22 protein-coding genes are annotated in these 25,510 nt (G+C 69.6%); 15 read left to right on the plus strand and 7 right to left on the minus strand.

Annotated features, from left to right (window positions below; all coding sequences use genetic code 11):
- Positions 1-168 precede the first annotated feature (168 nt).
- A complete protein-coding gene (locus QRX50_RS09450; RefSeq protein WP_285971571.1) occupies positions 169-2,097 on the plus strand; it encodes an FAD/NAD(P)-binding protein in 1,929 nt (642 codons plus the stop codon).
- On the opposite strand, the gene QRX50_RS09455 is transcribed toward QRX50_RS09450, so the two are convergent.
- Positions 2,087-3,373: an outer membrane protein assembly factor BamB family protein gene (locus QRX50_RS09455; RefSeq protein ID WP_285971572.1), complete on the minus strand. Its 1,287-nt coding sequence runs from the start codon at positions 3,371-3,373 to the stop codon at positions 2,087-2,089. The two genes, QRX50_RS09450 and QRX50_RS09455, sit on opposite strands and share 11 nt — an antisense overlap.
- Positions 3,374-3,644: 271 nt before the next feature.
- On the opposite strand from QRX50_RS09455, the gene QRX50_RS09460 reads away from it, so the two are divergent.
- Positions 3,645-4,226 carry a hypothetical protein gene (locus tag QRX50_RS09460; protein ID WP_285971573.1) on the plus strand — a complete coding sequence of 194 codons (582 nt, stop codon included), beginning with the start codon at positions 3,645-3,647 and terminating at the stop codon, positions 4,224-4,226.
- 452 nt (positions 4,227-4,678) lie between these two features.
- On the opposite strand, the gene QRX50_RS09465 is transcribed toward QRX50_RS09460, so the two are convergent.
- Positions 4,679-5,224: a 3,4-dihydroxy-2-butanone-4-phosphate synthase gene (locus QRX50_RS09465; RefSeq protein ID WP_285971574.1), complete on the minus strand. Its 546-nt coding sequence runs from the start codon at positions 5,222-5,224 to the stop codon at positions 4,679-4,681.
- Positions 5,225-5,369: 145 nt separating this feature from the next.
- Here QRX50_RS09465 and QRX50_RS09470 point away from each other — a divergent pair, with 145 nt between their 5' ends.
- From QRX50_RS09470 to QRX50_RS09520, 11 genes are all read left to right on the plus strand, one after another.
- Positions 5,370-6,650, plus strand: coding sequence for an acyl-CoA dehydrogenase family protein (locus tag QRX50_RS09470; RefSeq protein WP_285971575.1), 1,281 nt, complete (start codon positions 5,370-5,372; stop codon positions 6,648-6,650).
- Positions 6,647-7,651, plus strand: a complete 1,005-nt coding sequence (locus tag QRX50_RS09475; protein ID WP_285971576.1) for a phosphotransferase family protein — start codon at positions 6,647-6,649, stop codon at positions 7,649-7,651. The genes QRX50_RS09470 and QRX50_RS09475 overlap by 4 nt, the downstream gene beginning before the upstream one ends.
- Before the next feature lie 93 nt (positions 7,652-7,744).
- Positions 7,745-8,782, plus strand: a complete 1,038-nt coding sequence (locus tag QRX50_RS09480; protein ID WP_285971577.1) for an LLM class flavin-dependent oxidoreductase — start codon at positions 7,745-7,747, stop codon at positions 8,780-8,782.
- Positions 8,779-10,350: a long-chain fatty acid--CoA ligase gene (locus tag QRX50_RS09485; protein WP_285971578.1), complete on the plus strand. Its 1,572-nt coding sequence runs from the start codon at positions 8,779-8,781 to the stop codon at positions 10,348-10,350. The genes QRX50_RS09480 and QRX50_RS09485 overlap by 4 nt, the downstream gene beginning before the upstream one ends.
- Positions 10,347-11,465, plus strand: coding sequence for an LLM class flavin-dependent oxidoreductase (locus QRX50_RS09490; protein ID WP_285971579.1), 1,119 nt, complete (start codon positions 10,347-10,349; stop codon positions 11,463-11,465). Before QRX50_RS09485 ends, QRX50_RS09490 begins: the two co-directional genes overlap by 4 nt.
- A gap of 28 nt (positions 11,466-11,493) precedes the next feature.
- Positions 11,494-12,294: an alpha/beta fold hydrolase gene (locus tag QRX50_RS09495; protein WP_285971580.1), complete on the plus strand. Its 801-nt coding sequence runs from the start codon at positions 11,494-11,496 to the stop codon at positions 12,292-12,294.
- Positions 12,291-13,004, plus strand: a complete 714-nt coding sequence (locus tag QRX50_RS09500; protein WP_285971581.1) for an SDR family NAD(P)-dependent oxidoreductase — start codon at positions 12,291-12,293, stop codon at positions 13,002-13,004. The genes QRX50_RS09495 and QRX50_RS09500 overlap by 4 nt, the downstream gene beginning before the upstream one ends.
- A gap of 147 nt (positions 13,005-13,151) precedes the next feature.
- Positions 13,152-14,240 carry an LLM class flavin-dependent oxidoreductase gene (locus QRX50_RS09505; protein WP_285971582.1) on the plus strand — a complete coding sequence of 363 codons (1,089 nt, stop codon included), beginning with the start codon at positions 13,152-13,154 and terminating at the stop codon, positions 14,238-14,240.
- Positions 14,241-14,321: 81 nt separating this feature from the next.
- Positions 14,322-14,807, plus strand: a complete 486-nt coding sequence (locus QRX50_RS09510; protein WP_285971583.1) for a flavin reductase family protein — start codon at positions 14,322-14,324, stop codon at positions 14,805-14,807.
- Entirely contained in the window at positions 14,807-16,048 is a 1,242-nt protein-coding gene (locus QRX50_RS09515; RefSeq protein ID WP_285971584.1) for a bifunctional 3,4-dihydroxy-2-butanone-4-phosphate synthase/GTP cyclohydrolase II, read from the plus strand. Before QRX50_RS09510 ends, QRX50_RS09515 begins: the two co-directional genes overlap by 1 nt.
- 48 nt (positions 16,049-16,096) lie before the next feature.
- The gene (locus QRX50_RS09520) at positions 16,097-17,923 is read left to right on the plus strand and encodes a GAF domain-containing protein (protein WP_285971585.1); all 1,827 of its coding nucleotides are present in this window, start codon (positions 16,097-16,099) and stop codon (positions 17,921-17,923) included.
- A gap of 237 nt (positions 17,924-18,160) precedes the next feature.
- On the opposite strand, the gene QRX50_RS09525 is transcribed toward QRX50_RS09520, so the two are convergent.
- Both QRX50_RS09525 and QRX50_RS09530 read right to left on the minus strand, forming a co-directional pair.
- Entirely contained in the window at positions 18,161-18,799 is a 639-nt protein-coding gene (locus QRX50_RS09525) for an HNH endonuclease family protein (RefSeq protein WP_285971586.1), read from the minus strand.
- Positions 18,800-18,946: 147 nt separating this feature from the next.
- Positions 18,947-19,618, minus strand: coding sequence for a diacylglycerol kinase catalytic domain-containing protein (locus tag QRX50_RS09530; RefSeq protein WP_285971587.1), 672 nt, complete (start codon positions 19,616-19,618; stop codon positions 18,947-18,949).
- A 74-nt stretch (positions 19,619-19,692) separates the two neighbouring features.
- On the opposite strand from QRX50_RS09530, the gene QRX50_RS09535 reads away from it, so the two are divergent.
- Together QRX50_RS09535 and QRX50_RS09540 are read left to right on the plus strand one after the other, a co-directional pair.
- Positions 19,693-20,979 carry an adenylosuccinate synthase gene (locus tag QRX50_RS09535; protein WP_285971588.1) on the plus strand — a complete coding sequence of 429 codons (1,287 nt, stop codon included), beginning with the start codon at positions 19,693-19,695 and terminating at the stop codon, positions 20,977-20,979.
- Between the two features lie 77 nt (positions 20,980-21,056).
- Entirely contained in the window at positions 21,057-21,590 is a 534-nt protein-coding gene (locus QRX50_RS09540; RefSeq protein ID WP_285971589.1) for a cation:proton antiporter domain-containing protein, read from the plus strand.
- Here QRX50_RS09540 and QRX50_RS09545 read toward each other — a convergent pair.
- The 3 genes from QRX50_RS09545 to QRX50_RS09555 form a co-directional block, all read right to left on the minus strand.
- Positions 21,574-23,118, minus strand: coding sequence for an amino acid permease (locus QRX50_RS09545; RefSeq protein ID WP_285971590.1), 1,545 nt, complete (start codon positions 23,116-23,118; stop codon positions 21,574-21,576). The two genes, QRX50_RS09540 and QRX50_RS09545, sit on opposite strands and share 17 nt — an antisense overlap.
- Before the next feature lie 137 nt (positions 23,119-23,255).
- Positions 23,256-24,236 carry a serine hydrolase domain-containing protein gene (locus QRX50_RS09550; protein WP_285971591.1) on the minus strand — a complete coding sequence of 327 codons (981 nt, stop codon included), beginning with the start codon at positions 24,234-24,236 and terminating at the stop codon, positions 23,256-23,258.
- 95 nt (positions 24,237-24,331) lie between these two features.
- A complete protein-coding gene (locus QRX50_RS09555) occupies positions 24,332-25,462 on the minus strand; it encodes a glycerophosphodiester phosphodiesterase (protein WP_285971592.1) in 1,131 nt (376 codons plus the stop codon).
- Positions 25,463-25,510 lie beyond the last annotated feature (48 nt).

The raw sequence follows: 25,510 nt of genomic DNA on the forward strand, positions 1-25,510 counted from the left end.
TCTCCGAGTGTCCAGACCATAGCGCCGGGCACCGTCAAGATCACGAGGGTAGCGTGATGTGGCCTGCGCCACACTCGTCCGGATGCCGGGCTGCGTAGTGCACCTGCACTGGTGTCCGCACTGTGGGAGCGCCACTTCGTGGCTGCCCCACGGCGTAGCTTCGAGTCCGTGGCCGATCACCCGACGTTCACGCTGGCCGTCGTGGGCGCCGGACCTCGCGGGGTCGGCGTCCTGGAGCGGCTCTCCGCCAACGCACCCGAACTGCTCGGCGACCGGCGCTTCGTGGTGCACCTGATCGACCCGTTCCCCGTGGGGCCGGGCCGCGTGTGGCGCTACGAGCAGTCGCCGTTGCTGCGCATGAACTCCATGCCTGAGGACGTCACGATGTACACGGACGACTCGGTGCGCATGGCGGGACCGGTCGCGCCCGGGCCGTCCCTCATCGAATGGGCGCGCGAGGTGCGTTCGGGCTCCTTGTCCTTTCCCGTGCCCGACGACCTGCGCGCGGAGTTCGACGCGCTCGCCGGCACCGACTTCCCGACGCGGCGGCTGCAGAGCCTGTACTTGAGGTGGTTCTACGAGAAGGTGCTGGCCGAGCTGCCGCCGGGGATCGAGGTGGTGGAGCACGCGAGCTCGGCCATCGCGATCGACGACGGGCCGCCGCAGCGCGTACGCCTGGACGATGGCTCCGAGCTGACGGCCGACGCCGTGCTCCTGACCGTCGGCCACCTCGACGCGACGCCGGACCAGGGCGAGAACGCGTTGGCGGCCTTCGCCGAGCGGCGCGACCTGGCGTACTACCCGGCGGGTTACACCGCCGACGTCGACTACTCCGGCGTGCCGGCCGGCGAGCCGGTGCTGGTGCGCGGCTTCGGGCTCGCGTTCGTCGACCTCATGCTCCTGCTCACGGAGGGCCGCGGCGGCCGCTTCGAGGACCTGCCCGGTGGCGGCCTGCGCTACCACCCGAGCGGTGCGGAGCCCGTGCTGCACGTCGGCTCGCGGCGCGGGGTGCCGTACCACGCGAAGACGGGGTACCGGTTGCGCGGGAAACCGTTGCAGCTGCCCAGGTTCTTCGATTCGTATGCGATCGAAGCGCTGTGCGCGCGGCCGGGCCCGATCGATTTTCGCGCCGACGTGTGGCCGTTGATCGCGAAGGAGCTGGCGTGGGCGTATTACACGGAGCTCTTCACGGGACACCCGGACCTGGTGGTGATGGATTTCGCGGTTTTCGCGGACCGGTTCGCGGATCTGGGCTGGGGAACGTCCGAAATGGAATCTCTGGTTGTTTCCGCGGTTCCCGCCGAAGAGGATCGGCTTGATCTGGAACGGCTGGACCGGCCGTTTGGCGGCGAGCGTTTCGAGTCCGCGGAGGAACTCGGGAAGGCCGTCCGGGAGTACGTGGAAGCCGACCTCGCGCGCCGCGCGAACCAGCGGTTCAGTGCGGATCTCGGGGCGTTCATGGCCCTGTTGTCGGTGGTCGGACAGCTGCCGGCGTTGCTGATGACCGGCCGGCTTTCGGCGGCGTCGCAGGTCGCCGATATGGACGGGTGGTTCCACGGCTTCTTTTCGTTCTACGCGAGTGGGCCGCCGCCGCGTCGGCTGGAGGAATTGCTGGCTCTGGCGGACGCCGGCCTGGTTTCTTTCCTGGGCGCGGATCTGCTGGTGACGGCGGACGAAAGCACCGGCGAATTCGCCGTGTCGAGTTCGAGCTTTCCCGACGTGGTGCGCGCCCGGACGTTGATCGAGGCGCGGCTGCCGGAAGCGAGCGTGCCGCGCGTGTTCGACACGTTGCTCCGGCAGATGCGCGATGCCGGGACCCTGACCGAGGAAACCGTCCCCGACGCCCTCGGCGACGATCAGCCCTCGGGCCGCATCGCCACGCGAATCACGGACTCCCGCCTGCTCGACGCCGCCGGCACCGCGCACCCGCGCCGCTTCGCCATGGGTGTGCACACGAGCATCCGCTCGCCGGGAGCGTTCACCCGCCCTCGGACGAACGCGATCATGTTCCGCCAGAACGACGCTCTGGCAAGGGAACTGCTGCAGCTGTCCCCTGAGGACCAGCCCACCGCAGGGGCCGGACCGATCACTTCTTGACCGGGTACGCCTTGGCATTACCGTCGTCGTCGACGCCTACCCCGGCGTACGCGCTGACCAGGACGGGCGCCGCGCCGACGTTGTCGGTGGACAGGTCCTTGCCGGTCTTCGCGTCCAGCACGATCGGCTGGCCACCTTGGGTTTTGCCGTACAGCGCGCCGTGCCAGGCGACGGTGACGCTCGGCGCGACGCGGTTGGCGGCCTGGTCTGGCAGGCTCCACAGCTTGGCGGCGGTCTTGGCGTCGTAGCCGGTGAGCACGCCGTCTTCCTCGCACGTCAGCACGGACTGCTGGTCGTAGAGGCAATCGCCGTAGGCCTGCGAACCAAAGCCGTGCGCGCCTTCGATCTTGGCCTTCTCGGCGCCGGTGGCGGGGTCGAGGAACAGCAGGTAGGACTGCCCGGAGCCGTAGTCGGTGCGGTTGGCCACGACGAGCGCCGGATCCGCCTGCACCATCGTGAGCCCGTAGGACTCGCGCGCCCCGATCCACTTCTGCTGTCCGGTGGTCAGGTCGAGCGCGGTGGCCTGGGTCATCGAGGAGTTCTCGGGCACGTTGAAGTCGGTGCCGACGAGGACGTCGCCGTGGAGGCTGCCGGCCACGTAGTCCTTGCGCTGCCACAAGGTCTTGCCGGTGGCCGGGTCGAGCGCGGCCGTCACGTGGTCCTCGTCCTGGCTGTAGCTCGCGACGACGGCCTTGTCGGTGACGGCGACGACCTGAGTGACGGCGTTGCCGGCGTCGGCGTACTGGTCGTCGGACACCTTGAGGTCCGCCTGCCAGGCCTTGGTGCCGGTTTCCTTGTCCGCGGCGACCACCGACAGCGTGATGTAGGACGGTGTGGTGCCTTGTTCCGGCATGAGGACCGGAACGGCGCCGACCGCGAGCTTGTCGCCGACCGCGGGCGGGCGCGGTCCGGTCTCGTTCACGAACGGTGTGCTCTGGTTGTACGGGTCGCCGGGTTTGCCGGCGACCGCGACGGTCCATTTCGGCCGATCGGTCAGCACGTCCACCGCGTTGAGCGCGGTCGGCGTGATGATGTAGCCGGTGCGGTCGCGCAAGGTCATGAACTTCGACACGACGTGGCCGGCCACGTTGGCGCGCAGTGCCTCGGCGGGCAGGCCGACGCCGGCGCCGGCGTCGAACGCGGTCGGTGGATCGGCGGTCTTGGCCGCGGGCTCGGTGGACGTCGGGTGCTGCGCGGCCGGTGTCGATCCCGACGGCGCCGAAGCGGTGCCGTCGTTCGTGCCGCCGCAGCCGGCGACCGTGATCGCTGTCCCCAAACACGCCACGATGACCAGAGCTCGTCGCATGTGCGTCTGCCTTCCCCCAAGGTCCACTGCTCCGACCGCCGCACCATAACCGAGCGGATGAGCGCGATGTGCCAGTTCACACGAATGTGTCACTATTTCCTGGTCAGGAGGCTGTATTGCCGAAGATCTCACGGTGAAACCCGCCTGGGAGTGATGATTCGAGCGGGTTTCCGGTTTCGCCCCACCGGCCGTCGGTTGTCGCTTACTCTCCGATGGTTCTCACTGAGGGGAAAGGTGCTCCATGTCCGTTCGTGCGCTGGTCGTCCTGACCACGGGTGCTGCCCTGCTGATCGCCGGATGTGCGAGCAGCGTCGGCGGGTCGGCAGCACCGGCTTCGCCGACCAACCCGATGCCACCGTCCACGGCCGCCTCGTCCGCGCCGCCGTCGACTTCGACGCAGCCGGCCACCTCGACGCCGTCGACCTCGACGGCGTCGACCTCGACTCAGGCCAGTTCGACCCAGTCCGGTTCGGAGAAGTCCACTGCGGGCGCGATCACGCGCTACGAGGCTTTCCTGCACGCCGTCGGCCAGGAAGATCTCGCCACGGCCTGCGAAATCGCAGGCCCGGCCGCCAAAAAGGCCGAAGACGAGGGTTGGGGCCCGTGCGAGCAGACGTTCCCGATCACGTTCCAGATGATCTCCGCGCAGCAAAAGGCAGCACTCCGCGGCGCCACCGTTGACCACGGCCGGGTTACCGAAACGAGCTCGACAAAGGTCGAAATCCCGGCCACCGCCATCCGGGCCAGCGTCAAGTTCAGCGACAGCGACATCGGCGACGCCACCCTGGAGTACCGCGGCGGCCAGTGGTTCGTCACCGACTGAGCGCCGAGGCCGACTACCGGCCCGGATTCGCCGGCCGCAGCAGCTGGTCGACGGTCTTCGCGGCGGTGAACGCGTCGGCGGCGTGGTGGTGGGCCAGCGCGAGCGTCGCGGAGTCGCGCGCAGCGGTGACTCTGGTGGTGGTCGGGTTGGCACGGAAGCTGCCCGACCCGCTGAGCCGACCGCGTGCCGGTCCCGGTGCGCCGGGCCGGCCCTCGCCTCGCGGGGACAGACCCCCGCCCTCCCTGGGGGCTGCCCTGTTCCAGTTTACCGAGGTCAGGGGCCGGAAAACGGCAAGCGAGAAATCTGTGGACAACTCGGGTTCGAGGGGCCGGGTGTGGATAACTCCGGGTCAACCGTCGGCCGGTCTGGTTTCGGTGTGGAAGCTGCCGAACCTCCGTAACCGGCTCAGCTCGGCAGCGACGGTCACCCACCGCGCTGATGCACAGCGCAGATCAGCGACCAACAGGTTCGTCGCGGGATCGCGCCCAGTCAGCGCGAAGCCAGGTGCGCGGCCCAGCGCGCGGTGCTCTTGCCCTGGATCGCGGCCCAGTCGGCGGGGGTCCACGGCTTGCCGTGCCGGGTGGCGACGGCGGCGAGCAGGCGCAGGGTGTGCGCGGTCGGCCGCGGATGCCGGACTCGATGCCGGCGGCGGCGTCGACCGACACGGTGTAGGCCGTGCCCGCGGGGTCTTCGTTGACCTGCACCATCGGCGGCAGCTGCAGCCGGTCGGCGATCTCCGGAGTCATCGGCGCGCAGATCAGGCCGCTGGTGTGGCGCAGGTAGAACGCGAGGGCCTGGGGAGTGGCGTGTTGGGCCGCCATGATGAGGTCGCCCTCGATTTCGCGGTCCTCGTCGTCGACGACGATCACCGGCCGGCCGGACCGGAGGTCGAGGAGCGCGGCGGCGACGGTGTTCAAGCCGGACGACGGGCGAAGTTGTGCGGGGATCATGGCCGCCGACTTCAGGGTCGCGATGTCCCGGTCACCGGGACGAGGCACTCCACGGTCGGGTACCCGCCTCCGCCGGGTGACGCCGGTCGCTCGGTGACTGTGGAAATCCACAAAAGCCCGCCGCCGCGCACCTGGTCCGCCCGGCGCGCCCTTCCTAGCGTGAGGGGCGTACGGCGAACCGGAAGGGCGGCAGATGACCTGGGACTTCTCCACGGAACCGGAGTTCGCGGCGAAGCTGGACTGGGCGCGGGAGTTCGTGCGCGCCGAGATCTATCCGCTCGAGGTGCTGGACCTCGACCACGCGGGGTTCCGGCGGATCGCGAAGCCGTTGCAGCAGGCGGTGAAGGACCACAGCCTGTGGGCCGCGCACCTCGGGCCCGAACTCGGCGGGCAGGGCTACGGCCAGGTGAAGCTCGGGCTGCTGCACGAGATCCTCGGGACCACCGAATTCGCGTCCTACGTGTTCGGGTGCCAGGCACCGGATTCCGGCAACGCCGAGCTGCTGGCGATCGCGGGCACCGACGAGCAGAAGGCACGCTGGATGCGGCCGTTGCTCGACGGCGAGCTGCTCTCCGCGTTCTCCATGACGGAGCAGGGCACCGGGTCCGACCCGCGGCAGTTCACCACCGCGGCGCGGCTCGAGGGTGACGAATGGGTGCTCGACGGTGCGAAGTGGTTCGTCGGCAACGCGTCGCGGGCGGATTTCCACATCGTGATGGCCGTGACGGAGCCCGACGCCGATCCGCACCACCGCATGTCGATGCTGATCGTCCCGACTTCCGCGCGCGGGATCACGACGCGGGAGATCGGGTTGATGAACGACCCGGACCACAAGAACGCCATCTGGTCGCACTGCGAGGTCGGGTACGAAGGCGTCCGCGTGCCGAAGGAGAACCTGCTGGGCGAGCGCGGTGAGGCGTTCGCGTTGGCGCAGAAGCGGCTCGGGCCCGGGCGGATCCACCACTGCATGCGGTGGGTGGGCGTGTGCCGGCGGGCGTTCGACATGCTGTGCGAACGCGCGGTGAGCATCGACGTGCACGGCGGACCACTCGCGGACAAGCAGACGGTGCAGAACTGGGTCGCCGACAGCGCCGCGCAGATCGAGTCCGCGCGGCTGCTGACGCTGCAGACGGCGTGGAAGATCGACCAGGTCGGCGCGCAGGCCGCGCGCACCGAGATCGCGATGATCAAATACCACGGCGCCACCGTGCTGCACGACGTGATCGACCGCGCCATCCAGGTCCACGGCTCGCTCGGATTCTCCACGGACATGCCGCTGGAGCAGATGTACCGCTGGGCCCGCGCGGCGCGCATCTACGACGGGCCCGACGAGGTGCACCGCGTGACCGTCGCGCGCCGGTTGCTCAAGCAGTGCCAGCCGGCGAAGGTGCCCACGGAGCACATCCCGACGCGGCGGGCCGCGGCGCTGGAGAAGTTCCGCGACCGGCTCGAAGAGTTCTCGGCGGCCCAGTGAGTACGTGGCTGCTGGACCGGTCGCTGGCCGGCTGGCTCACCGCGCACCTGGACGACCCCGGGCCGTGGGAGCTGCGGCGGCTGACCGGCGGCAACTCCAACGAGACGTGCCTGCTGATCGGCGGCGGCACCGGTTACGTCCTGCGCCGCCCGCCCGACCACGCGTTGTCGGCGTCCGCGCACAGCGTCGCGCGGGAGCACCGGCTGCTGACCGCGCTGGCCCCGACGAAGGTCCCGGCGCCGAAGCCCGTGGCGCTGTGCGAAGACGGCGAAGTGCCACTGGCGCCGTTCCTGGTGATGGAGCACGTGGCCGATTCGGTGTCGATCACGGACACGCTCCCCTACCCGGCGGCGGCCGCCGAAACGGTGGCCGACGAGGTCGTCGACGCGCTCGCCGCCGTCCACACCCTCGACTGGCAAGCCGCCGGGCTCACCGGGTTCGGGCGGCCCGAGCGGTTCCTCGACCGGCAGGTCGAGCGCTGGTACCGGCAGTGGGAAGGCATCGCGCGCCGGCCGCTGCCGGCGATGCCGAAGATCGCCGAGTGGCTGGAGCGGAACAAGCCGGAGCCGAGTGAGCCCGCGCTGCTGCACGGCGACTTCCACCTCGACAACTGCCTGTTCTCCGCGCACGAGCCGCGCCTGAAGGCCGTGATCGACTGGGAGATGGCCACGATCGGCGATCCCCTGCTCGACCTGGGGCTGCTGCTCGCGTTGTGGGGTGGGCGCGGCCGCGCGATGCCCGCGATCCAGGGCGTCTCCCGGGCGCCCGGCGCGCCCCCGCGCGAGCACCTGCTCCAGCGCTACGAGCACGCCGTCGGCTGCGACCTCCCGCAGATCCGCTACTACCAGTGCCTCGCGCTGTTCAAGCTCGCCGCGATCGTCGAGGCCGCGTGGTCGCAGTTCCTGACTGGAGAACTCACCAGCGCCTACGCCGCGGCGCTGGAGCACGACGTGCCGGCGCTGCTCGACGAGGCCCTCGACACCGCGGGGGTGGCGCCGTGACTTTGGAGGGAGCCACAACGGCACCCGCGATCGGGGGCGGCCCGCTGAGCACGGTGGGAGACAACCAGCCGCTACGTCGACAAAGGAGACGGCGTGACCGAGCAAAGCGTCAATTTCGGGCTCTGGTACGACTTCCGCAACCCCGAGCAGTGGTTCCGGCCCTTTTCCACGCTGTATCGCGAGGCGCTGGACCAGCTCGCGTGGGCGGAGAGCATCGGGATCGGTTCGGTCTGGCTGACCGAGCACCACTTCTGCGAGGACGGCTACACGCCCTCGCCGTACACGCTGGCCGCTGCGATCGGCGAGCGCACGAAGACCATGCGCATCGGCACGAACCTCGTGATCGCGCCGCTGCACAACCCGGTGCGCCTCGCCGAGGACGCCGCGACGCTGTCGCTGCTCACCGGTGGCCGCTTCGACCTCGGGCTCGGCCAGGGGTACTGGGCGCCGGAGTTCGCGGCGTTCGACCGCAACCTCAAGCACCGGCCGAGCCTGCTCGAAGAGAGCGTCGCGGTGATCCGCCAGGCGTGGTCGGGTGAGGAGAAACCGTTCGAGGGCAAGCGGTTCTCGCTGCCGTCGGTGCGGATCACACCGAAGCCGGAGGTGCTCCCGAAGCTGCTCGTCGGCGCGATGGCCGACCCGGCGATCGAACGCGCAGCGCGCATCTCCGACGGGTTCCTCAGCACCCAGAACGTGCACCAGCAGTCCTATTTGGACGCATTGGACCGCGTGGGCAAGTCCTCGGCCGACGGCCAGATCTTCGCCGGCCAGTGGGCGGTGATCGCCGAGGACCCGGAGCGTGAGTGGGCGCGGATCGGGCAATACGCGTTGTACCAGCTCAACAACTACATCGAGTGGGGCGCGTTCGGCCCGCCCGATGTGGTGCCCAAGTTCGAGACCGCGGACCAGATCGTCGAAGGCGGCGCGTTCCAGCTGTGGGACGTGGCCACGGCCGTCGACGAGCTGACCGCGCTGCTGAAGGACAAGCCGCAGATCAAGGACGTGCACTTCTGGGCGCAGCTGCCCGGCGAGCCCGTGGACAGCGGTTCGGCGCGCATCGAGGTACTGGCGACGAAGGTCGTGCCGCAGGTTCGGGAGCGGCTGGGCCAGAAGGCGGGGGTGGCGGGGTGAACCAGCCGCTCGTGCTCACCGACCTCCTGCACCGTGCGCGGGAGTTCTTCCCCGCCCAGGAGATCGTGGAGTACGGCGGCGGTGCCGAGCCGCACCGGTACACCAACCGGGAGTTCCACGAACGCGTCGTCGCGCTCGCCGGAGCTCTGGTCAGGCTGGGGGTGCGGCCCGGTGACCGGGTCGCCACCCTCGCCTGGAACCACCACCGCCACCTCGAGCTGTACTTCGCCGTGCCGCTAGCGGGCGCCGTGCTGCACACGGTGAACCTGCGGCTCGAGCCGACGGAGATCGCGTACGTGCTGGGCCACGCCGAGGACGCCGTGGTGTTCGCGGACCTGTCGCTGCTGCCGCGGCTGGAGGTGGCGCGGGCGGAACGGCCGGAGATGCTTGTCGTCGCCATCGACGGCTCCGCGCCGGGGGCACTCGCGTACGAAGACCTCGTGGCCGAGGGCCCGGCTCTCGAAAACCCGCCGCGGATCGACGAAAACGATCTCGCGGCGCTCTGCTACACCTCCGGCACCACGGGCCCGCCCAAGGGCGTCGGCTACTCGCACCGGTCGCTCTACCTGCACACGTTCGCCGCCTGCCTCGCCGACGGCCACGCGATCAGCGAGCGCGACACCGTGCTCCACGTCGTGCCGATGTTCCACGCCAACGCGTGGGGCATCCCGTTCGCCGCGCTCATGACCGGTGCCAAGCAGGTGCTGCCCGGTCCCCACCCGGTGCCCGCCGACATCGCGAAGATCGTCGAGGCCGAGCGCGTGACCTACACCGGCATGGTGCCGACTGTCGCGGCCGACCTCCTGCGCTGCGTCGCCGCGACTGGCGCCGACCTCAGCAGCCTGCGCGCCCTCGTGCTCGGCGGCTCGCCTCCGGATGACGAGCTGCTGCGGGCCCTCGACGAGCTCGGCATCCCGTCGTTCCAGGGCTGGGGCATGACGGAGATCTCGCCGATGGGCACGTTCTCGCGGCCACTGCCATCCGTGACCGATCCGGCCGAACGGCGCCGCAGCGTGCGCAAACAAGGCCGGCTGCTGCCGGGGCTGCGGTGGCGGCTCGTCGGGGAGGACGGCACCGACCAGCCCCACGACGGCGTTTCGCGCGGTGAGCTGCTGATCCGCGGGCCGTGGGTCGCCACGCGGTACTTCCGCGACGAGCGCCCGGACAGCTTCGCCGACGGCTGGCTGCGCACCGGCGACATCGCGACCATCGACGCCCACGGGTACCTGGAGATCGTCGACCGCGCCAAGGACCTGATCAAGAGCGGCGGCGAGTGGATCAGCTCGGTCGCGCTGGAGCAGGCGCTCACGGCCAACCCCGCCGTGGCCGAGGCCGCTGTGGTCGCGGTGTCGCACGAGCGCTGGCAGGAACGGCCGTACGCGCTCGTTGTGCTCGAAGCCGGCCGCGCGGACACACCGGCGGAAATCCTGGCCGACCTGCGTGACCGCGTGCCGCGCTGGTGGCTGCCTGAGGGCGTGCTCGTGGTCGAAGAGCTGCCGCGCACGAGCGTCGGCAAGATCGACAAGAAGGTGCTGCGCGCGAAAGTGGCCGCGGGGGGTGCCGGATGAAGTTCGGTGTCTTCTACGTCCTCGAGTGCCGCGACCACGACTTCCGCCGCGCGTACGAGGAGATGCTCGCGCAAATCTCCTACGCCGAGCAGCTCGGGTTCGACGAGGTGTGGCTGGCGGAGCACCACGGCAGCGACTACGGCTCGATGCCGTCGCCGCAGGTCGCGGCCGCCGCGGTGGCCGAGCGCACGAGCCGGATGCGCATCGGCATCGCCGTGAGCAACCTGACCTTCGACTGGCCCGTGCGGGTGGCCGAGGACTACGCGATGGTCGACGTGCTGTCGGGCGGCCGGCTCGACTTCGGCGCCGGACGCGGGTACCAGCCGGGCGAGTTCCACAACATGGGCGTCGGCGACCGGCAGGACGTGAGCCGTGAGGTGTTCGACGAGGCGCTGGAGATCGTGCGCGGCCTGTGGAGCAAACGCGCGGGCGAGCCGTTCTCCTTCCACGGCAAGCACTTCGACCTCACCGAGGTCGACTGCCGGCCCACGCCGGTGCAGCGTCCGACACCGCCGATCTACGTCGCGTCGATCAGCCCCGAGACCTTCCACCTCGCCGCCGCGCAGGGGTACAACCTGCTGGTCACTCCGACGTTGATGACGTTGCCGGAGCTCAACCGGCTGGTGGTGGACATCAAGCGTTCGCTCATCACGAGCGGGCGCGACCCGCTGTCGCTCGACTTCCCGATGAACTGGCAGGTCCACCTCGCCGACACCACTGAGGAAGCGCTGGCGAACGTCGCCGAACCGCTGTCCTGGTACTACCGCCACGTGCTCGACCTCGTGCCGAGCGGGCCGCGGGCGCCGCACACCTACGAGCGGTACGCGGAACTCGTTGCGGCGTCTGAGGAAGCGGGCGGGCCGACGCTCGACGGGTTGCGCGATGCCGGTGTGGTCTACGCGGGTGACCCGGCGGGGCTCGTCGCCGAGATCGAGACGCTGTACGAGGAAACCGGGCTGCAGCACCTCATCTGCTGGATGCGGATCGGTGGCCTCGCGCACGAAAAGGTGCTGCGCTCCCTTGAACTGTTCGCCGAGCACGTGCTGCCCCGCTTCCACGACCGGCCGCCGGTCGTGCCGCGGGCGTTGCGCGCCGAAGTCGCTGCCATCCATTGAGTTTCACTGAGGAGAGAGGCGAGATCCCATGGGCTACCTAGAGGTCGAAGACGGCCGGCGCGTGTACTTCGAGCACCACCGGGGCTCGGGCCGCCCGATCGTGCTCATCCACGGCTGGGGCGCGACCGCGCGCTGCTGGGACACGACCGCGCCCGCCTTACGCGCCAACGGGAACGAGGTCGTGCTGCTGGACCAACGCGCGTGCGGCCGCTCGGACAACGATTTCTCCGACGTCACGATCTCCGCGCTCGGCTCCGACGTCGTGCGGCTCGTGGACCATCTCGGCCTGCGCGAACCCGTGGTCAACGGCTGGTCCCTCGGCGGCGCGGTCGCCGTGGACGCGGTGGCGAAGCTGGGGTCGAACTGCTCGGGCCTGTTCTTGACCGGCGGCGCCACTCCGCGTTACACGTCCACTTCGGACTGGCCGCACGGTGCCACGGTGGACGACGTGAAGGGCGTACTCGGCGCGGCCGCCGCCGACCGGGCGAACACGTTCAAGGGGGTGGCCGAAGCCGTGTGCGCCGAGCCGCAGACGGCGGACACGCTCGCGTGGCTGTGGGGAATGTTCATGGAGATGGGCCCGATCGGCGACGAGTCCCTGCTCGACCTCGCCGAGCTGGACCAGCGCAAGCTCCTTGGCAGCCTGGCTGTGCCCGTGCTGTCCCTGCACGGTCGCAAGGACGGCTTCGTGCCGTTCTCCGGCGCCGAAGCCGCCCGTGACCTGTGCTCCGACGCACGGCTTGTCGAATTCCCCAACGCGGGCCACGCGCCTTTCCTGGAGGACCGCGACACCTACCTCGCCGAGCTCACCGGCTTCCTGAACCGATGACCACCTGGCTCGTCACCGGCGGTTCGCGCGGGATCGGCCGCGCCGTCGTCGACCACGTCGCCGCCGCGGGTGACAACGTGGCGTCGCTGGCGCGCTCGGTCGGCGCCGAGCCGCCGGCGGTGCCGAACCGCGTGCTCGAGGTCAAGGGCGACGTGACCGACGAGGACTCGATCCGCCGCTGCGTCGAGGCCGTGACCGAGCGGTTCGGCTCGATCGACGTGGTGGTCAACAGCGCCGGCGTGCACCGTGGCCGCCGCATCGACGCGCTGGCCAGAGCGGCGTGGGACGAGGTGCTCGCCACCAACCTCACCGGCGCGTTCGAGGTCTGCCGCGCGGTGGTGCCGAAGCTGGCGCGCGGTTCGGCGATCGTCAACGTCGGCGCGGTCGTCGGGTTGCGCGGTTTTCCCGGCGACGTCGCGTACGGCTCGGCGAAGGCGGGGCTGTCGGGGCTGACGCAGGTGCTGGCCGTGGAGCTCGCGCCGCGGGGCGTGCGCGTGAACCTCGTGGTCCCGGGCTTTGTGGACACCGACATGACCGCGGGGCTCAGCGACCGGGCCCGCAAGAGCATCGTCGACAAGATTCCGGCCGGGCGCATCGGGACGACGGCCGAGATCGCCGAGGTCATCGTGGCCGTGGCGCGCTCGACGTACATGACGGGCGCGACCGTGCCCGTCGACGGCGGCCTGCTCGCCACGTTCGGCGGCGGCTGACCCGCGCGTTTTGTGTGGACCTCCAACGGCCGCACGCGAAGAGCGTTCTACCTGCGTCCGGTCCTGGTTAGCGTCGGAAGACGAACCAGGGCGACCCACCCGTAGACGGAGAACACCGACCACCCCCACGAAGAAGGAGAACCACCCATGGACGTCGGAATGCTGCTGGTCTTCCAGAACTGGTTCGAGGACGTCAGCGACCACGAGGTCTTCACGCGCGAGCTCGAGATGGGCGTGCTGGGCGAGCAGTACGGTTTCGACTCCGTCTGGTCGGCCGAGCACCACTTCGACGACTACTCGATGTGCCCGGACAACCTCCAGATCATGGCCTACCTCGCCGGGCGCACCTCGAAGATCAAGCTCGGCACGGGCGCGGTCATCCTGCCCTGGAACGACCCGCTGCGCGTGGTGGAGAAGGCCATCATGCTCGACCACATGTCCAACGGGCGCCTGCTGCTCGGCATGGGCCGTGGCCTGGCGAAGATGGAGTACGAGGGCTTCCGCGTCGACATGAACGAGTCGCGCGAGCGCTTCGACGAGGCCGCCGCGATGATCATCCGCGGCCTGCAGAACGGGTACGTCGAGAACGACGGCAAGTACTACAAGCAGCCGCGCGTCACGGTCCGTCCCGGACCGGCCGGGCACTCGTGGGAAGGCCGGATCTTCGGCGTCGCGATGTCGCCCGACTCGATCCCGGCCGTCGCCGAGCTGGGTGCGCAGATGATGACGTTCATGCAGTACGACTTCGCGCAGCACCTCGAGGCGATCGACCGCTGGCGCGGTCTGCACCGCGAGAAGCACGGCACGGAGCCGGGCGCGCCGCTGATCCAGGACTTCGTGTACTGCCACGAAGATCCGGAAGAGGCGAAGCGCATCGCGCACGAGCACATCTCGCGTTACTTCCTGTCGGTGATCAAGCACTACGACTTCGCCGGCTCGCACTGGCGTGAGACGAAGGGCTACGAGGCCTACCAGGCCGGCGCCGACATGATCCGCGAGGCGGGCATGGAAGCCGCGGCCGGCGCGTACGTCGACGCGAACATCTGGGGTACGCCCGAGGAGATCGTGGAGAAGTACGCCGCTCGGCGCGAGCAGGGTGGCGAGCTGATGGCCAACGCCGCGTTCTGCTTCGGCGGCCTGCCGCTGGACAAGGCCGAGGCGAGCATGCGGCTGTTCGGCGAGAAGGTGGTGCCGCAGCTGCACAAGATGTCCTCGCGCGCGCCCGCAGGGGTGTGAGGCCGGGCCGTGGCCCGGGTTCCGCCCGGGCCACGGTGCACATCGGACCTTCGGGCATACGGCAGGAGCTGGATGGAAACCGTGACCAGACCGGCATTCGCCGAGCAGTTCCGCGAAGTGATGTCGGGTGTGTGCACCCCGGTTTCGGTGGTGACCGCCCTCGACGGCACGCGGCCGCACGGCACGACAGTGAGCGCGTTCGCGTCGCTCTCGATGGACCCGCCGATGGTGCTCGTGTCGCTCGACCGCACGTCGGACCTCCTCGCGGCGGTGCGCCGCGCCGGGCGCTTCGGGCTGAACGTGCTCGAGCGCCGCCAGGCGGAGCTCGCGAAACGCTTCGCCCGCAAGGGAATGGCCAAGTTCGACGGCGTCACCTGGGAGCTCGAGGACGACCTGCCGAGGCTCGCGGGCTCGTCCGGATGGGTGGCGTGCACCGTCGAGAAGTTCATCGAAGGTGGTGACCACGTGGTCGCGCTCGGCCTGGTGGAGGCGGCTGACTCACGACCGCTGGCGCCGTTGACCTACCACGCGCGGACCTTCGGCACGCACGCCCGGACGGACGGCTGATGGCGCCCGGCGAGCAGGTGCAGCACGCCGTCGCGGCGTTGGCGCAGGGCCGGCTGGTCGTGGTCGTCGACGACGCCGACCGCGAGAACGAAGGCGACCTCGTCGGTGCCGCGCGCACGATGACCGCCGAGCAGATGGCGTTCCTCGTGCGGCACACCACGGGGATCGTCTGCGCACCGATGCCCGGCGAGCGCGCGGACGCGCTGCGGCTGCGGCAGATGGTCGCGGACAACACCGACGCGCACGGCACCGCGTTCACGGTGAGCGTCGACCACCTGACGAGCGGTACGGGCGTGTCGGCCGCCGACCGGACCACGACCGTGCGGGCGCTGGCCGACCCGGCCACGAAACCAGCTGAGCTGCGCCGGCCCGGTCACGTGTTCCCGCTGCGGGCGCGCGAAGGCGGCGTGCTGGTGCGGGCCGGGCACACGGAAGCGGCCGTCGACCTGCTGGCGATGGCCGGCGCGGGTGACGTCGGCGTGATCAGCGAACTCGTCGCCGACGACGGGTCGATGTTGCGGGGTACGGCGGTGGAGGAGTTCGCGCTGCGCTACGACCTGCCGTTGCTGCGGATCGCCGACCTCGTGCGCTACCGCGGGGCGACCGAACGCCTGGTGGAGCCCGTGGCGAGCGCGGCCATGCCGACGGCGTTCGGCGACTTCCGGGCCGTCGCCTACCGGTCCGTGCTCGACGGGACCGAGCACCTCGCGTTGGTGCGGGGCGACGTCGCGGCGGCGGGGCAGTCGGCTGCCGGCGCCCTGGTCCGGGTGCACAGCGAATGCCTCACCGGCGACATCCTGGGCTCGCTGCGGTGTGACTGCGGCGCGCAGCTGGAGTACGCGCTGCGGGCCATTGCCGAGGAGGGCGCGGGCGCGGTGATCTACCTGCGTGGCCACGAGGGCCGCGGGATCGGGCTGGCGCACAAGATCCACGCGTACGCGCTGCAGGAGCAGGGTCTGGACACCATCGAGGCCAACCTCGCGCAGGGCCTGCCGGTCGATTCACGCAGCTACGGCATCGGCGCCCAGATCCTGACCGACCTCGGCGTCCGCCGAATGCGGCTCATCACGAACAACCCCGCCAAGTACGGCGGTCTCGAGGGCTACGCGCTCGACATCGTCGGGCGGGTGCGCTTGCCCGTGACGCAGACGCCGCACAACGTGCGCTACTTGCGGACCAAGCAGGAGCGAATGGGTCATGACCTGGGCGTACTCGCTTCAGGCATGGACGGGAGCGAGTGAGGTGAGGCACCCTCGAGGAGTCCGAGTTCACCGGTGAAGGCGGATCCCATGCGCGATGCTTCGGTTCGGTCCCTGGCGCGCCCCGTGGGCCCGGCGCATCGTGAACGTGAGGTCATCGCCGCGTTCAGCGAGATCACGACCGAAGCCATCACCACCACGCGGCTCGAGGATCTGCTGGGCCTGCTCGGCAAGCAGCTGTGCCACCTGCTGGGCGTCACGCGCTGTTCGGTCTACCTGCGCGACGGCGACGGCCGGTTCCGCGGCGCTGCCGGCTACTGCGAGAGCGAGGGCGACATCTCGGCCGCCGTGCAGGCGCAGGAGGCCGGCATCCAGGGCGACCGGTTCAGCCGCGAGGTCATCGAGTCGGCGGCGCCCGTGCTCATCTCCGACGTGCCGCGCGACCCGCGCCCGCACCGTCGCACCATGGAGCACTGGCACGTGCGCGCGATGCTCGGCGTGCCGCTCGTGTTCGACGGCAAGGTGATCGGTCTGATCTTCGTCGACAACGTGCAGAAGGACCACGTGTACGCCGACGAAGACGTGGCGCTCGCGGAGCTGTTCGCGCGGCTCGGCGCGTTGTTCCTGCGGCAGGCCATGCTGAACGCACACCTGAAGAAGAAGGCCGCCGAGGTCGTGCGGCAGAAGAACACCCTGGCGTATCTGGCGGACGTCCACCAGAAGCTGACCAACGCCGTGCTCGACGGCGCGAGCATCCAGACCGTGGTGACGCTGCTCGGTGAGCTCTCGGCGAAGCCGGTGGTGTTGTACAACGAGGATTTCCAGGTGCTGGCGTGGTCCGCACCTGCGGGCTTGAAGATGACGCAGCCGCCGGAGCTGGCCGCGCGGATCCGTGAGCTGCCGTCGGTGAAGCAGGCGCTGGCGTCGCTGAGCGCCAGCTGCCCGTCGACGATCGTGCCGCCGACGCCGGCCGTGTGGGTGGGTCGCCGGCACCTGATGTGCCGGCTGATCATCGAGGGGCAGCCCAGCGGGTACCTCGGGATCGTCGAGGTCGGGCGCGGCCTGGAGGAGCTCGACACGAAGCTCGCCGAACACGGCGCGACGGTGCTGTCGCTGCAGGTGCTGTCCGAACGGCGCCAGGCGGAGGCCGAGGGGCAGGCGCGCGAGGACTTCCTGTCGGACTTGCTGCACCGCACCCGTGATGCCGAGCAGCTCGCGCGGCGGGGCCCGCAGTTCGGGGTGAACCTGGCACAGCCGCACGTGCTGGTGCGCTTCGCGTTGGACAACGCGAGCCAGAACGTGAGCGTTTCGGTGGGGCGGAAGCTGGTGATCCGGTCTCTGGCCACGGTTTTGTCGGTGTCCGAACCGGCCGCGGTGAGTTTGCCGGGTGCGGTGGTCGCGCTGCTGTCGCTTCCCGACGGCTCCGAACCTCGGGACTTGCGCGCCGCGGTCGACGAGGTGCGCCTGGCCGTCGGCCCCCGGCTGCGGGTGCGGACCGCGGTGATCTCCGGCGTGTGCCGTTCTCCGGAGGATTTCCCCTTGGCGCACCGGGAATTGCGGGAGATCGACGAGCTGGCCACGTCGTTCGGCTGGTCCGGCGGCGTGGTGACGGTGACCGAGCTGGGGCTGTTCCGGCTGGTCGCGTCCAGCGGCCGGGTCAAGGAGGCGGTGCAGTTCGCGCACGAGACGATCCGGCCGTTGCGCGACGCGGACCCTTCGTTGCTGGAGACCTGGCGGGCTTTCGTCGCCGCGGAGGGGCGCGTTCAGGGCACGGCGTCGGAGCTGGGCGTGCACGAGAACACGATCCGCTACCGGCTGGGGAAGATCGGGAAGCTGATCGGGCAGGATCCGGGTGCCTTGGATTGTCTGCTCCAGTCGCGGATTGCTTTTCAGATTCTGGATCTGGCTGGTTGGTGATCTGGTTTTTGCCGGATGCCGGGCACCGGCCTCAGCTCAGTGCGCCTGGCCAGCGATCTCTTTCGCGGCCGCCGGCGGGTTGTAGTTCACGTGCACCACGCCGCCGGGGTCGAGGCGGACGGTGTTCGCGCTACCACCTTCCGTAGGGTTGCGCGCGGGGCGGGACCGGGGTGATCGGCCGTCGAACCCCAGACCCCAGAACCGATCCCGGCCCCGCGCGAAGCACCCGGGCCGAGCTCAGCAGCGGCCCAGCATGTCCGTCAGCGCGGACTTCTCGGCGGAGTTCACGGTCAGGTTGAACTTCGACTTCACCGCGACCCACATGCGGGCGTAGGTGCACCAGTAGCCCGTGGACGGCGGCTTCCACTGGTCCGGCGACTTGTCGCCCTTCTCCTGGTTGACGTTGTCCGTCACGGCGATCAGCTGCGGGTCGGACAGGTCGTTGGCGTAGGCCTGGCGCTGCGCCGTGGTCCACGACGAAGCACCGGTGCGCCAAGCGTCGGCCAGCGGCACGACGTGGTCGATGTCCACATCGGACGCCGCGGTCCAGGTCGCGCCGTCGTAGGGCGAAACCCACTTGCCCGAGGTGGCGGTGCAGCTGGAGTTGGTGACGACGTTCGTGCCGTCGCGCTTGAGCACGACCTCACGGGTGTCGCAGTTGTCGCCCTGCTGGATCCAGTGCGGGAACTTGTCGCGACTGTAGCCGGTCAGCGAGCCGTCGGCCTTCACGGTGAGGCCGGCGAGCTCGCTCTTGGCCGTCGTGGCCGACGGGATGCCGGGCGGGGTCGCGTCGGCGATGCCGACCATCGTGCCGCCGAGCAGCGTCACGCCGACGAGAACGGTCAAGGAGTTACGGACACTACGCGCTGTGGGCATTTTGCTGCCTCCGTGTCGAATGTGGGACTGATTCACCTTCGACCACGGAAGTGGCGCAAGCAACACTTACGGGTGACATGTAACAGACCTTCAGTGAACAGGAAGTGCTGTTAGGCCACCTGGCGCAGAACTATCGGATGAAACCGGTCACGGTCGGATCAGGCGCAGGTCCTCGGTGTGCCGGTACCAGGTCCGCTTGGTGACCTCGCGCGGGTGCGCGACGCCGTCGCTCACGAGTGAAGTGGTCGGCAGGCAGCCGAGCTGGAACGCGCGGCCGTGGAACACCGAGGTGCGCTTCACGAGCTTCCCGCGCGTCACCCGGGCGACCAGGCCGTTCTCGTCCGAGGACACCTCCACGGCGGCCGCGGCGCCGTCGAAGGCCAGGTGCTCGTCGCAGTACGCCTGGCCCTGGACGTTACGCAGAGTGGCGCGTCCGGCGAGGATCCCGCCGGTGTCGTCACGCACGAGCGGCACTTCGGCGGCCGAAGCGTCGAGGGCGATTTCGAGCGCCTTGACGGGGTCCGTGGGCAGTCCCCAGAGCGCCGCGACGGCTGAACCGGACTCGGACGGCACGAACCCCACCGACACGCCCGACACGCGATCGGTCCGCAGCAATCGCACGAGCACCGCCGCGAGGTCGGCGTCGGTCCCCGCGACGATCAGGCGCTCGTGTTTCCCCAGCAAGGGATCGATTTCCGCCTTGCCCGGAAGCGCCGAGACGCGCACGATGGACACGTCGGGGAGGCTCGTGAACGAGTGCGGATCATCACCGCAGGCCACCACGATTCCGCGCACGCGCACGTCCTCCGTTACAGTCATGCACCGGCATTTCCCAGCGCCACCCCGTGTCCCATCGGGACACTTTCCCTGTTGCCGAACACCTGGAGTGTCACATGCCGGCGATCGTGCTGATCGGTGCCCAGTGGGGGGACGAAGGCAAGGGCAAGGCGACCGACCTGCTCGGTGACCGCGTGCAATGGGTCGTCCGGTACCAGGGCGGCAACAACGCCGGCCACACCGTCGTCCTTCCCAACGGCGAGAACTTCGCCCTCCACCTCATCCCGTCCGGGATCCTCACGCCGGGCGTGACCAACGTCATCGGCAACGGTGTGGTGGTCGACCCGGGCGTGCTGCTCGACGAGCTCGCGGGTCTGGAGGAACGTGGCGTCGACACGAGCGGGCTGCGGATCTCGGCCGACGCGCACTTGATCATGCCGTACCACGTGGCGATCGATAAGGTCACCGAGCGCTATCTCGGCAGCCGCAAGATCGGCACCACCGGCCGGGGCATCGGGCCGTGTTACCAGGACAAGATCGCCCGCGTCGGCGTCCGCGTGCAGGACCTGCTCGACGAGAAGATCTTCCGCCAGAAGGTCGAGGCGGCGTGTGAGTTCAAGAACCAAGTTCTGGTGAAGGTCTACAACCGCAAGGCGCTCGACGCGAACCAGGTCGCCGACGAGGTGCTCGCCGCCGGCGAGAAGTTCGCGCACCGCATCGCCGACACGCGGCTGCAGCTCAACCAGGCCCTCGAACGCGGCGAAACGGTGCTGCTGGAGGGTTCGCAGGGCACGCTGCTCGACGTGGACCACGGCACGTACCCGTTCGTCACGTCGTCGAACCCGACGTCGGGCGGCGCGAGCGCGGGTTCGGGCATCGGCCCGGGCCGCATCACCACCGTGCTGGGCATCCTGAAGGCCTACACCACGCGCGTCGGCTCGGGCCCGTTCCCGACGGAGCTCGACGACGAGGCCGGCGAGTACCTGCGCAAGCAGGGTGGCGAGTTCGGCGTGACCACGGGCCGCTCGCGGCGCACCGGCTGGTTCGACGCCGTGATCGCCCGCTACGCCGTGCGCGTCAACGGGATCACCGACTACTTCCTCACCAAGCTCGACGTGCTGTCGGGCCTGGAGAAGGTGCCGGTGTGCGTCGGCTACGACGTGGACGGCCGCCGCACCCACGACATGCCGATGACGCAGACCGACGTGCACCACGCCGTGCCGGTGTACGAAGAGCTGCCGGGCTGGTTCGAGGACATCTCGGGCTGCCGGACGTTCGACGAGCTGCCGGCCCACGCACGGTCCTATGTGGAGCGTCTCGAAGAGCTGTCGGGCGCACGCATCTCGGCCATCGGCGTGGGCCCGGGTCGCGAGCAGACGATCGTGCGGCACGAGTTCGTCTGAGGTCTTCGCTGAGCTGACGGGCGTTCTCGAGGGAACGCCCGTCAGCCCAGGCCCGTCCGGTTGGTGAAGATGCGGGCATGGAGAACCTCACGCTGGTCGGAGTCCTCGCCGGCTCGCTCGGCCTGACCGCGCTCGCGCGGCGCTACAACGTGTCGGCGCCGCTGCTGATCGTCGTGGTCGCGCTGGGGGTCGCGCTGATCCCCGGCGTGCCACGCATCGAGCTGAAGCCCGAGCTGATCCTCACGGTGGTGCTGCCGCCGCTGCTCTACTCGACGTCGCTTGACAGCTCGCTCACGCACTTCCGTGCCAACCTGCGCCCGATCATCGGGCTGGGGGTGGTGGTGGGGGTGGTCACGGCCGTGGTCGTCGCGTTCGTGGTGCACCTGCTGCTGCCCGACCTGCCGTGGGCGTCGGCGCTGGTGCTCGGGGCAGTGGTGGCGCCGCCGGATGCCGTGACGGCCGTGGCGATCGGGCGCAAGCTCGGCCTGCCGCGCGGGATCATGACCGTGCTGACCGGCGAAAGCCTGGTCAACGACGCCGCCGCGCTCACGCTGTACAAAGTGCGCCGCCTCTGCCTCCGGGTTGATCCCGGGTCTATCCCAGTTCCTTGAGCTCCCGTTCGACAGCCGCCAGTTCTGCCGCGGAGCCCTGCACCTTCGGGCCCGTGAACCACTTGCGTGCCGAGACCACCCACCACAGCGCCGCGCCGCCGAGCACGATCAGGAACGCGATCGGCGTGTAGTTGAACGAGTCGACCGTGATCGGCGAGCCCTGCGGCAGCATGAACAGCACGAAGATCACCACGACCCACGCCGTCGCGACGATGCCGATCGGCTTGCCCCAGCGCCCGAGGTTCCACGGCCCCTTCTCGAAGCTGTCACCGCGGCGCACCCGCAGGAACACGGGGATCACGTACGCCACGTACAGCCCGACGGTCGCGATCGACGTGACGGCCGCGTACGCCGTGGCGCTCCACAGGTACGGCAGCGCCAGGATCAGCGCGCCGCCCGCAGCCAGCCACACGGCGTTGGTCGGCGTCTGCGTGCGCTTGTTGATGCGGTGCCAGATCTTCGAGCCGGGAATGGCGCCGTCGCGGGCGAAGGCGTAGATCATCCGCGAGTTGGCCGTCACGGAGGCCATGCCGCAGAAAAGCTGCGCGCCGATGCAGATCAGCAGCAGGAACTTGCCGGTGACCGCGCCGGTGGCGTCGATGAAGATCTGCGCCGGCGGCACACCCGTGGCCGAGTTGACGGCGCCGTCGTAGTCCTGGATGGCGAACGTGAGCCCGATCAGCAGCACCCACCCCGCGACGAGCGACACGAGGATCGAGTTGATGATCCCGCGCGGCCCGGCCTTCGCGGCGTTCTTGGTCTCCTCCGTCATGTGCGCCGACGCGTCGTAGCCGGTGAGCGTGTATTGCGCCAGCAGCAACCCGAGCGCGAACACGTACACCGACGAGCTCCACCCCGTCTCGTTGGCGAAGTGCCCGAACACGAACGACGCCTCCTGGTGCTTCGCCGGCACGAACACGAGCACGCCCACGATCACCAGCACCCCGATCAGGTGCCACCACACGCTTACGCTGTTGAGGATCGCCACCACGCGCACGCCGAACGTGTTCAGCGCCCCGTGGACGACGAGGATGATCGCCAGCAGCAGGATCGTGTGCCCCGGCGTCGCGGAGTAGCCCCACTGCAGGTCGAGGAACGCGTTCAGGAACAGCGCCGCCCCGAAGTCGATGCCCGCCGTCACGGCGATCTGGCCGATCAGGTTGAACCACCCGGTGAACCACGACCACGCCGGCCCGTTGCGCGTGGCCAGCTTCGCGGCCCAGTAGTACAGACCACCGGCCGTCGGGTAGCTGGAGCACACCTCCGCCATGCCGAGCCCCACGAGGATCACGAAGAGGCCGACGAGCGGCCACCCCCAGATCATCGCCACGGGCCCGCCGGTCTTCATGCCGAAGCCGTACAGCGTCAGACATCCGGACAGGATCGAGATGATCGTGAACGACACCGCGAAGTTCGAGAACGACGACATCGTGCGCTTGAGCTCCTGCGCATACCCCAGCGCGTGCAGCCGGGCGCTGTCGTCGTCGTGGTGGTCGGGTTCGGCGGCCTGCTGGTCGGAGACATCCATCGGGCACCCCACCTGAAAGGTATGTGGACAGACCTTTGAAGTTCCGGAGAAGCTAGCCCGGCGCGTCGACGAGTGTCAAGATTCCGTCAGGAACCCCGGCGAGGACCACCGGTCTGGTCCACTCACGTGAGCGCTCGCTACCCCACCAACTCCCCTCCGAGCCACCGGGTCAGCGGCCACGCACCTTCAGAGGTGTTTGAAACAACCGTGAACACCAGCCCGTCGGACGGGCGCGAGACGCTGCGGAACGAGACGCCGTAGTCGTAGCCCTCCAGCATCACCGTGTGGGCGTCGGAGGGGAGCCAGAAGCCGAGGCCGTACCGGTGACCTTCGCGGGTGTCGGTCTCCGGGCTTCGGACGGCGGTCATGCGGGCGACCCACTCCGCCGGGACGATCCGCCCGGTGTGGAGCGCGCGCCAGAATGCCGCGAAATCACCTGTCGTGGAATAGCTCCCGCCGTCGCCGCTGCCCACCACGGGCAGGCTGAAGACGTTGGTACGGCCGTCTTCCAGATGGCCGGTGGCGGTGTCGCCGGGTAGGGCGTCCGAGCGCAGGAAGCCCGTGTGGGCCATGCCGGCCGGGTCGGTCACGCGCGCGCGCACCAGGTCGGCGAATGGTCCACCGGCGGCCCGTTCGGCCAGCAGGGCCAGCACCGCGAACCCGCCGTTGTTGTACTCGAACCGCGAGCCCGGCGGAAACCGTTGCGGAAAACCGTCCAGCGCGGGCAAATACGCCGCCGCCGACGTGAACGACTGCGGTTGCGGCGGCGGCTCCGCGTCTTCGTCGCAGTAGTCGCCGATGCCCGAGCGGTGGGACAGCAGGTGTTCCACCGTCACCTCGTGGTCGATCAACGGCAGATCCGCGCCCAGCAAAGAGCGCGCCCGGGTGCCCAAGGTGAGCAAGCCCTCGACGATCAGGCTCACCACCACAAGAGCGGTGAACCCCTTGGTGCCACTGGCGATCGCGAACCGGGTGTCCACTGTGTTCGGTACGCCGTACCCGCGGTGCGCCAAGCCGTACGCACGCGCGAGCACCGATTCGTCACCGCGGCTGACCGACACGACCCCGGAAAATCCGGTGTCGCGCGCCAGCCGGTCGATTGCCTCCCCAAGAACCATGCCGGCAACACTAGGAACCGGCACCGACAAAAAACAGCAGGCCCGTCCACCAACGGGTGAACGGGCCTGCGGAAAGCCTTACTGCAAAAGAAAACTCAGTGACCCAGGAAATCGTGCAGCGACTCCAGCGCGGTGTCCGCCTGGTCGGCGAAGAAGCCGTCCACGCCGGCCTTGAAGAATGCCGCCTCCTCCGCGAACACGTCGCCGAACGCCGTCGGGCTGGCCGACGATCGCAGGTTCGCCGGCAGGAACGGGTTCTCGTTGCGGAAGGTGTACGGCTGCACCTTGAGGCCAACGCGGTGCGCGTCCGCGACCAGCGAGGTCGGCTTGCTCAGGTTGCCGGCCGTGTCGAGCGGGATGACCTGCGCCTTGTCCGGCCCGAGGTACTTCGCGTACTTCGCGACCTCACGCAGCCCGGCCGGCGTGACGATGTCGGCGTACGTGCGCTTGTCCCCGGCGGCCACGAAGTCGGCCGGCGCGCCGGAGGCCTCGGTCAGCTGAAGCAGCGGCACCCGCACCTGCTTGTGCAGCTCCTTGAGGTTCGCCACCTCGAACGACTGGATGATCACCGGCGCGTCGGCGCGGTTGAGGCCGTTGCGGTTGAGGAACGCGACGAGCTTCGGCTCGGTCGGGTTGCCGATCGAGGAGAAGTACGTGGAGTGCTTCACCTCGGGGTAGGTGCCCAGCGTGCGGTGCAGCTCCTTGCCAAGCCGACGCGTGAGGTCGATGACCTCCTGGTACGTCGCGATCTGGTAGCGGCCGTTGTAGAGCTGGTTGTTCGGGCGGTTCTCCGGGATCCGCTCCTTCGCGCGCAGCGTCTTGAGCTCCGCGAGCGTGAAGTCCTCGGTGAACCAGCCGGTCATCGTCGTGCCGTCGATGACCTTGGTGGTCTTGCGCGAGGCGAACTCCTCGTGGTCCGCCACGTCGGTGGTGCCGCCGATCTCCGGCTCGTGCCGCGCGACGAGCTGGCCGTCCTTGGTCGGCACGAGGTCGACGTCGACGAAGTCCACGCCCATGCGGAACGCGAGCTCGTAGGAGGCGAGCGTGTGCTCCGGGCGGTAGCCGGGCGCGCCCCGGTGTCCGACGATCACGGGGTCATCGTGCCGGTGCGCCGCCGCGCCCGCCACCTGCTGCGGGGCCGCCGTGGCGGGGCCGATCGCCAGGCTCGCGACCCCGAGCAGGGCGAGACCGGACAGGGCGAGCACACCCACGCGTTTGCGCTTCATGGAGGACCTCTCTCTACCGGGCGTCCGTCCTTTAAGACGGATTTGCCA

This window comes from Amycolatopsis sp. 2-15 (genome assembly GCF_030285625.1).
Classification (GTDB): Bacteria; Actinomycetota; Actinomycetes; order Mycobacteriales; family Pseudonocardiaceae; genus Amycolatopsis; species Amycolatopsis carbonis.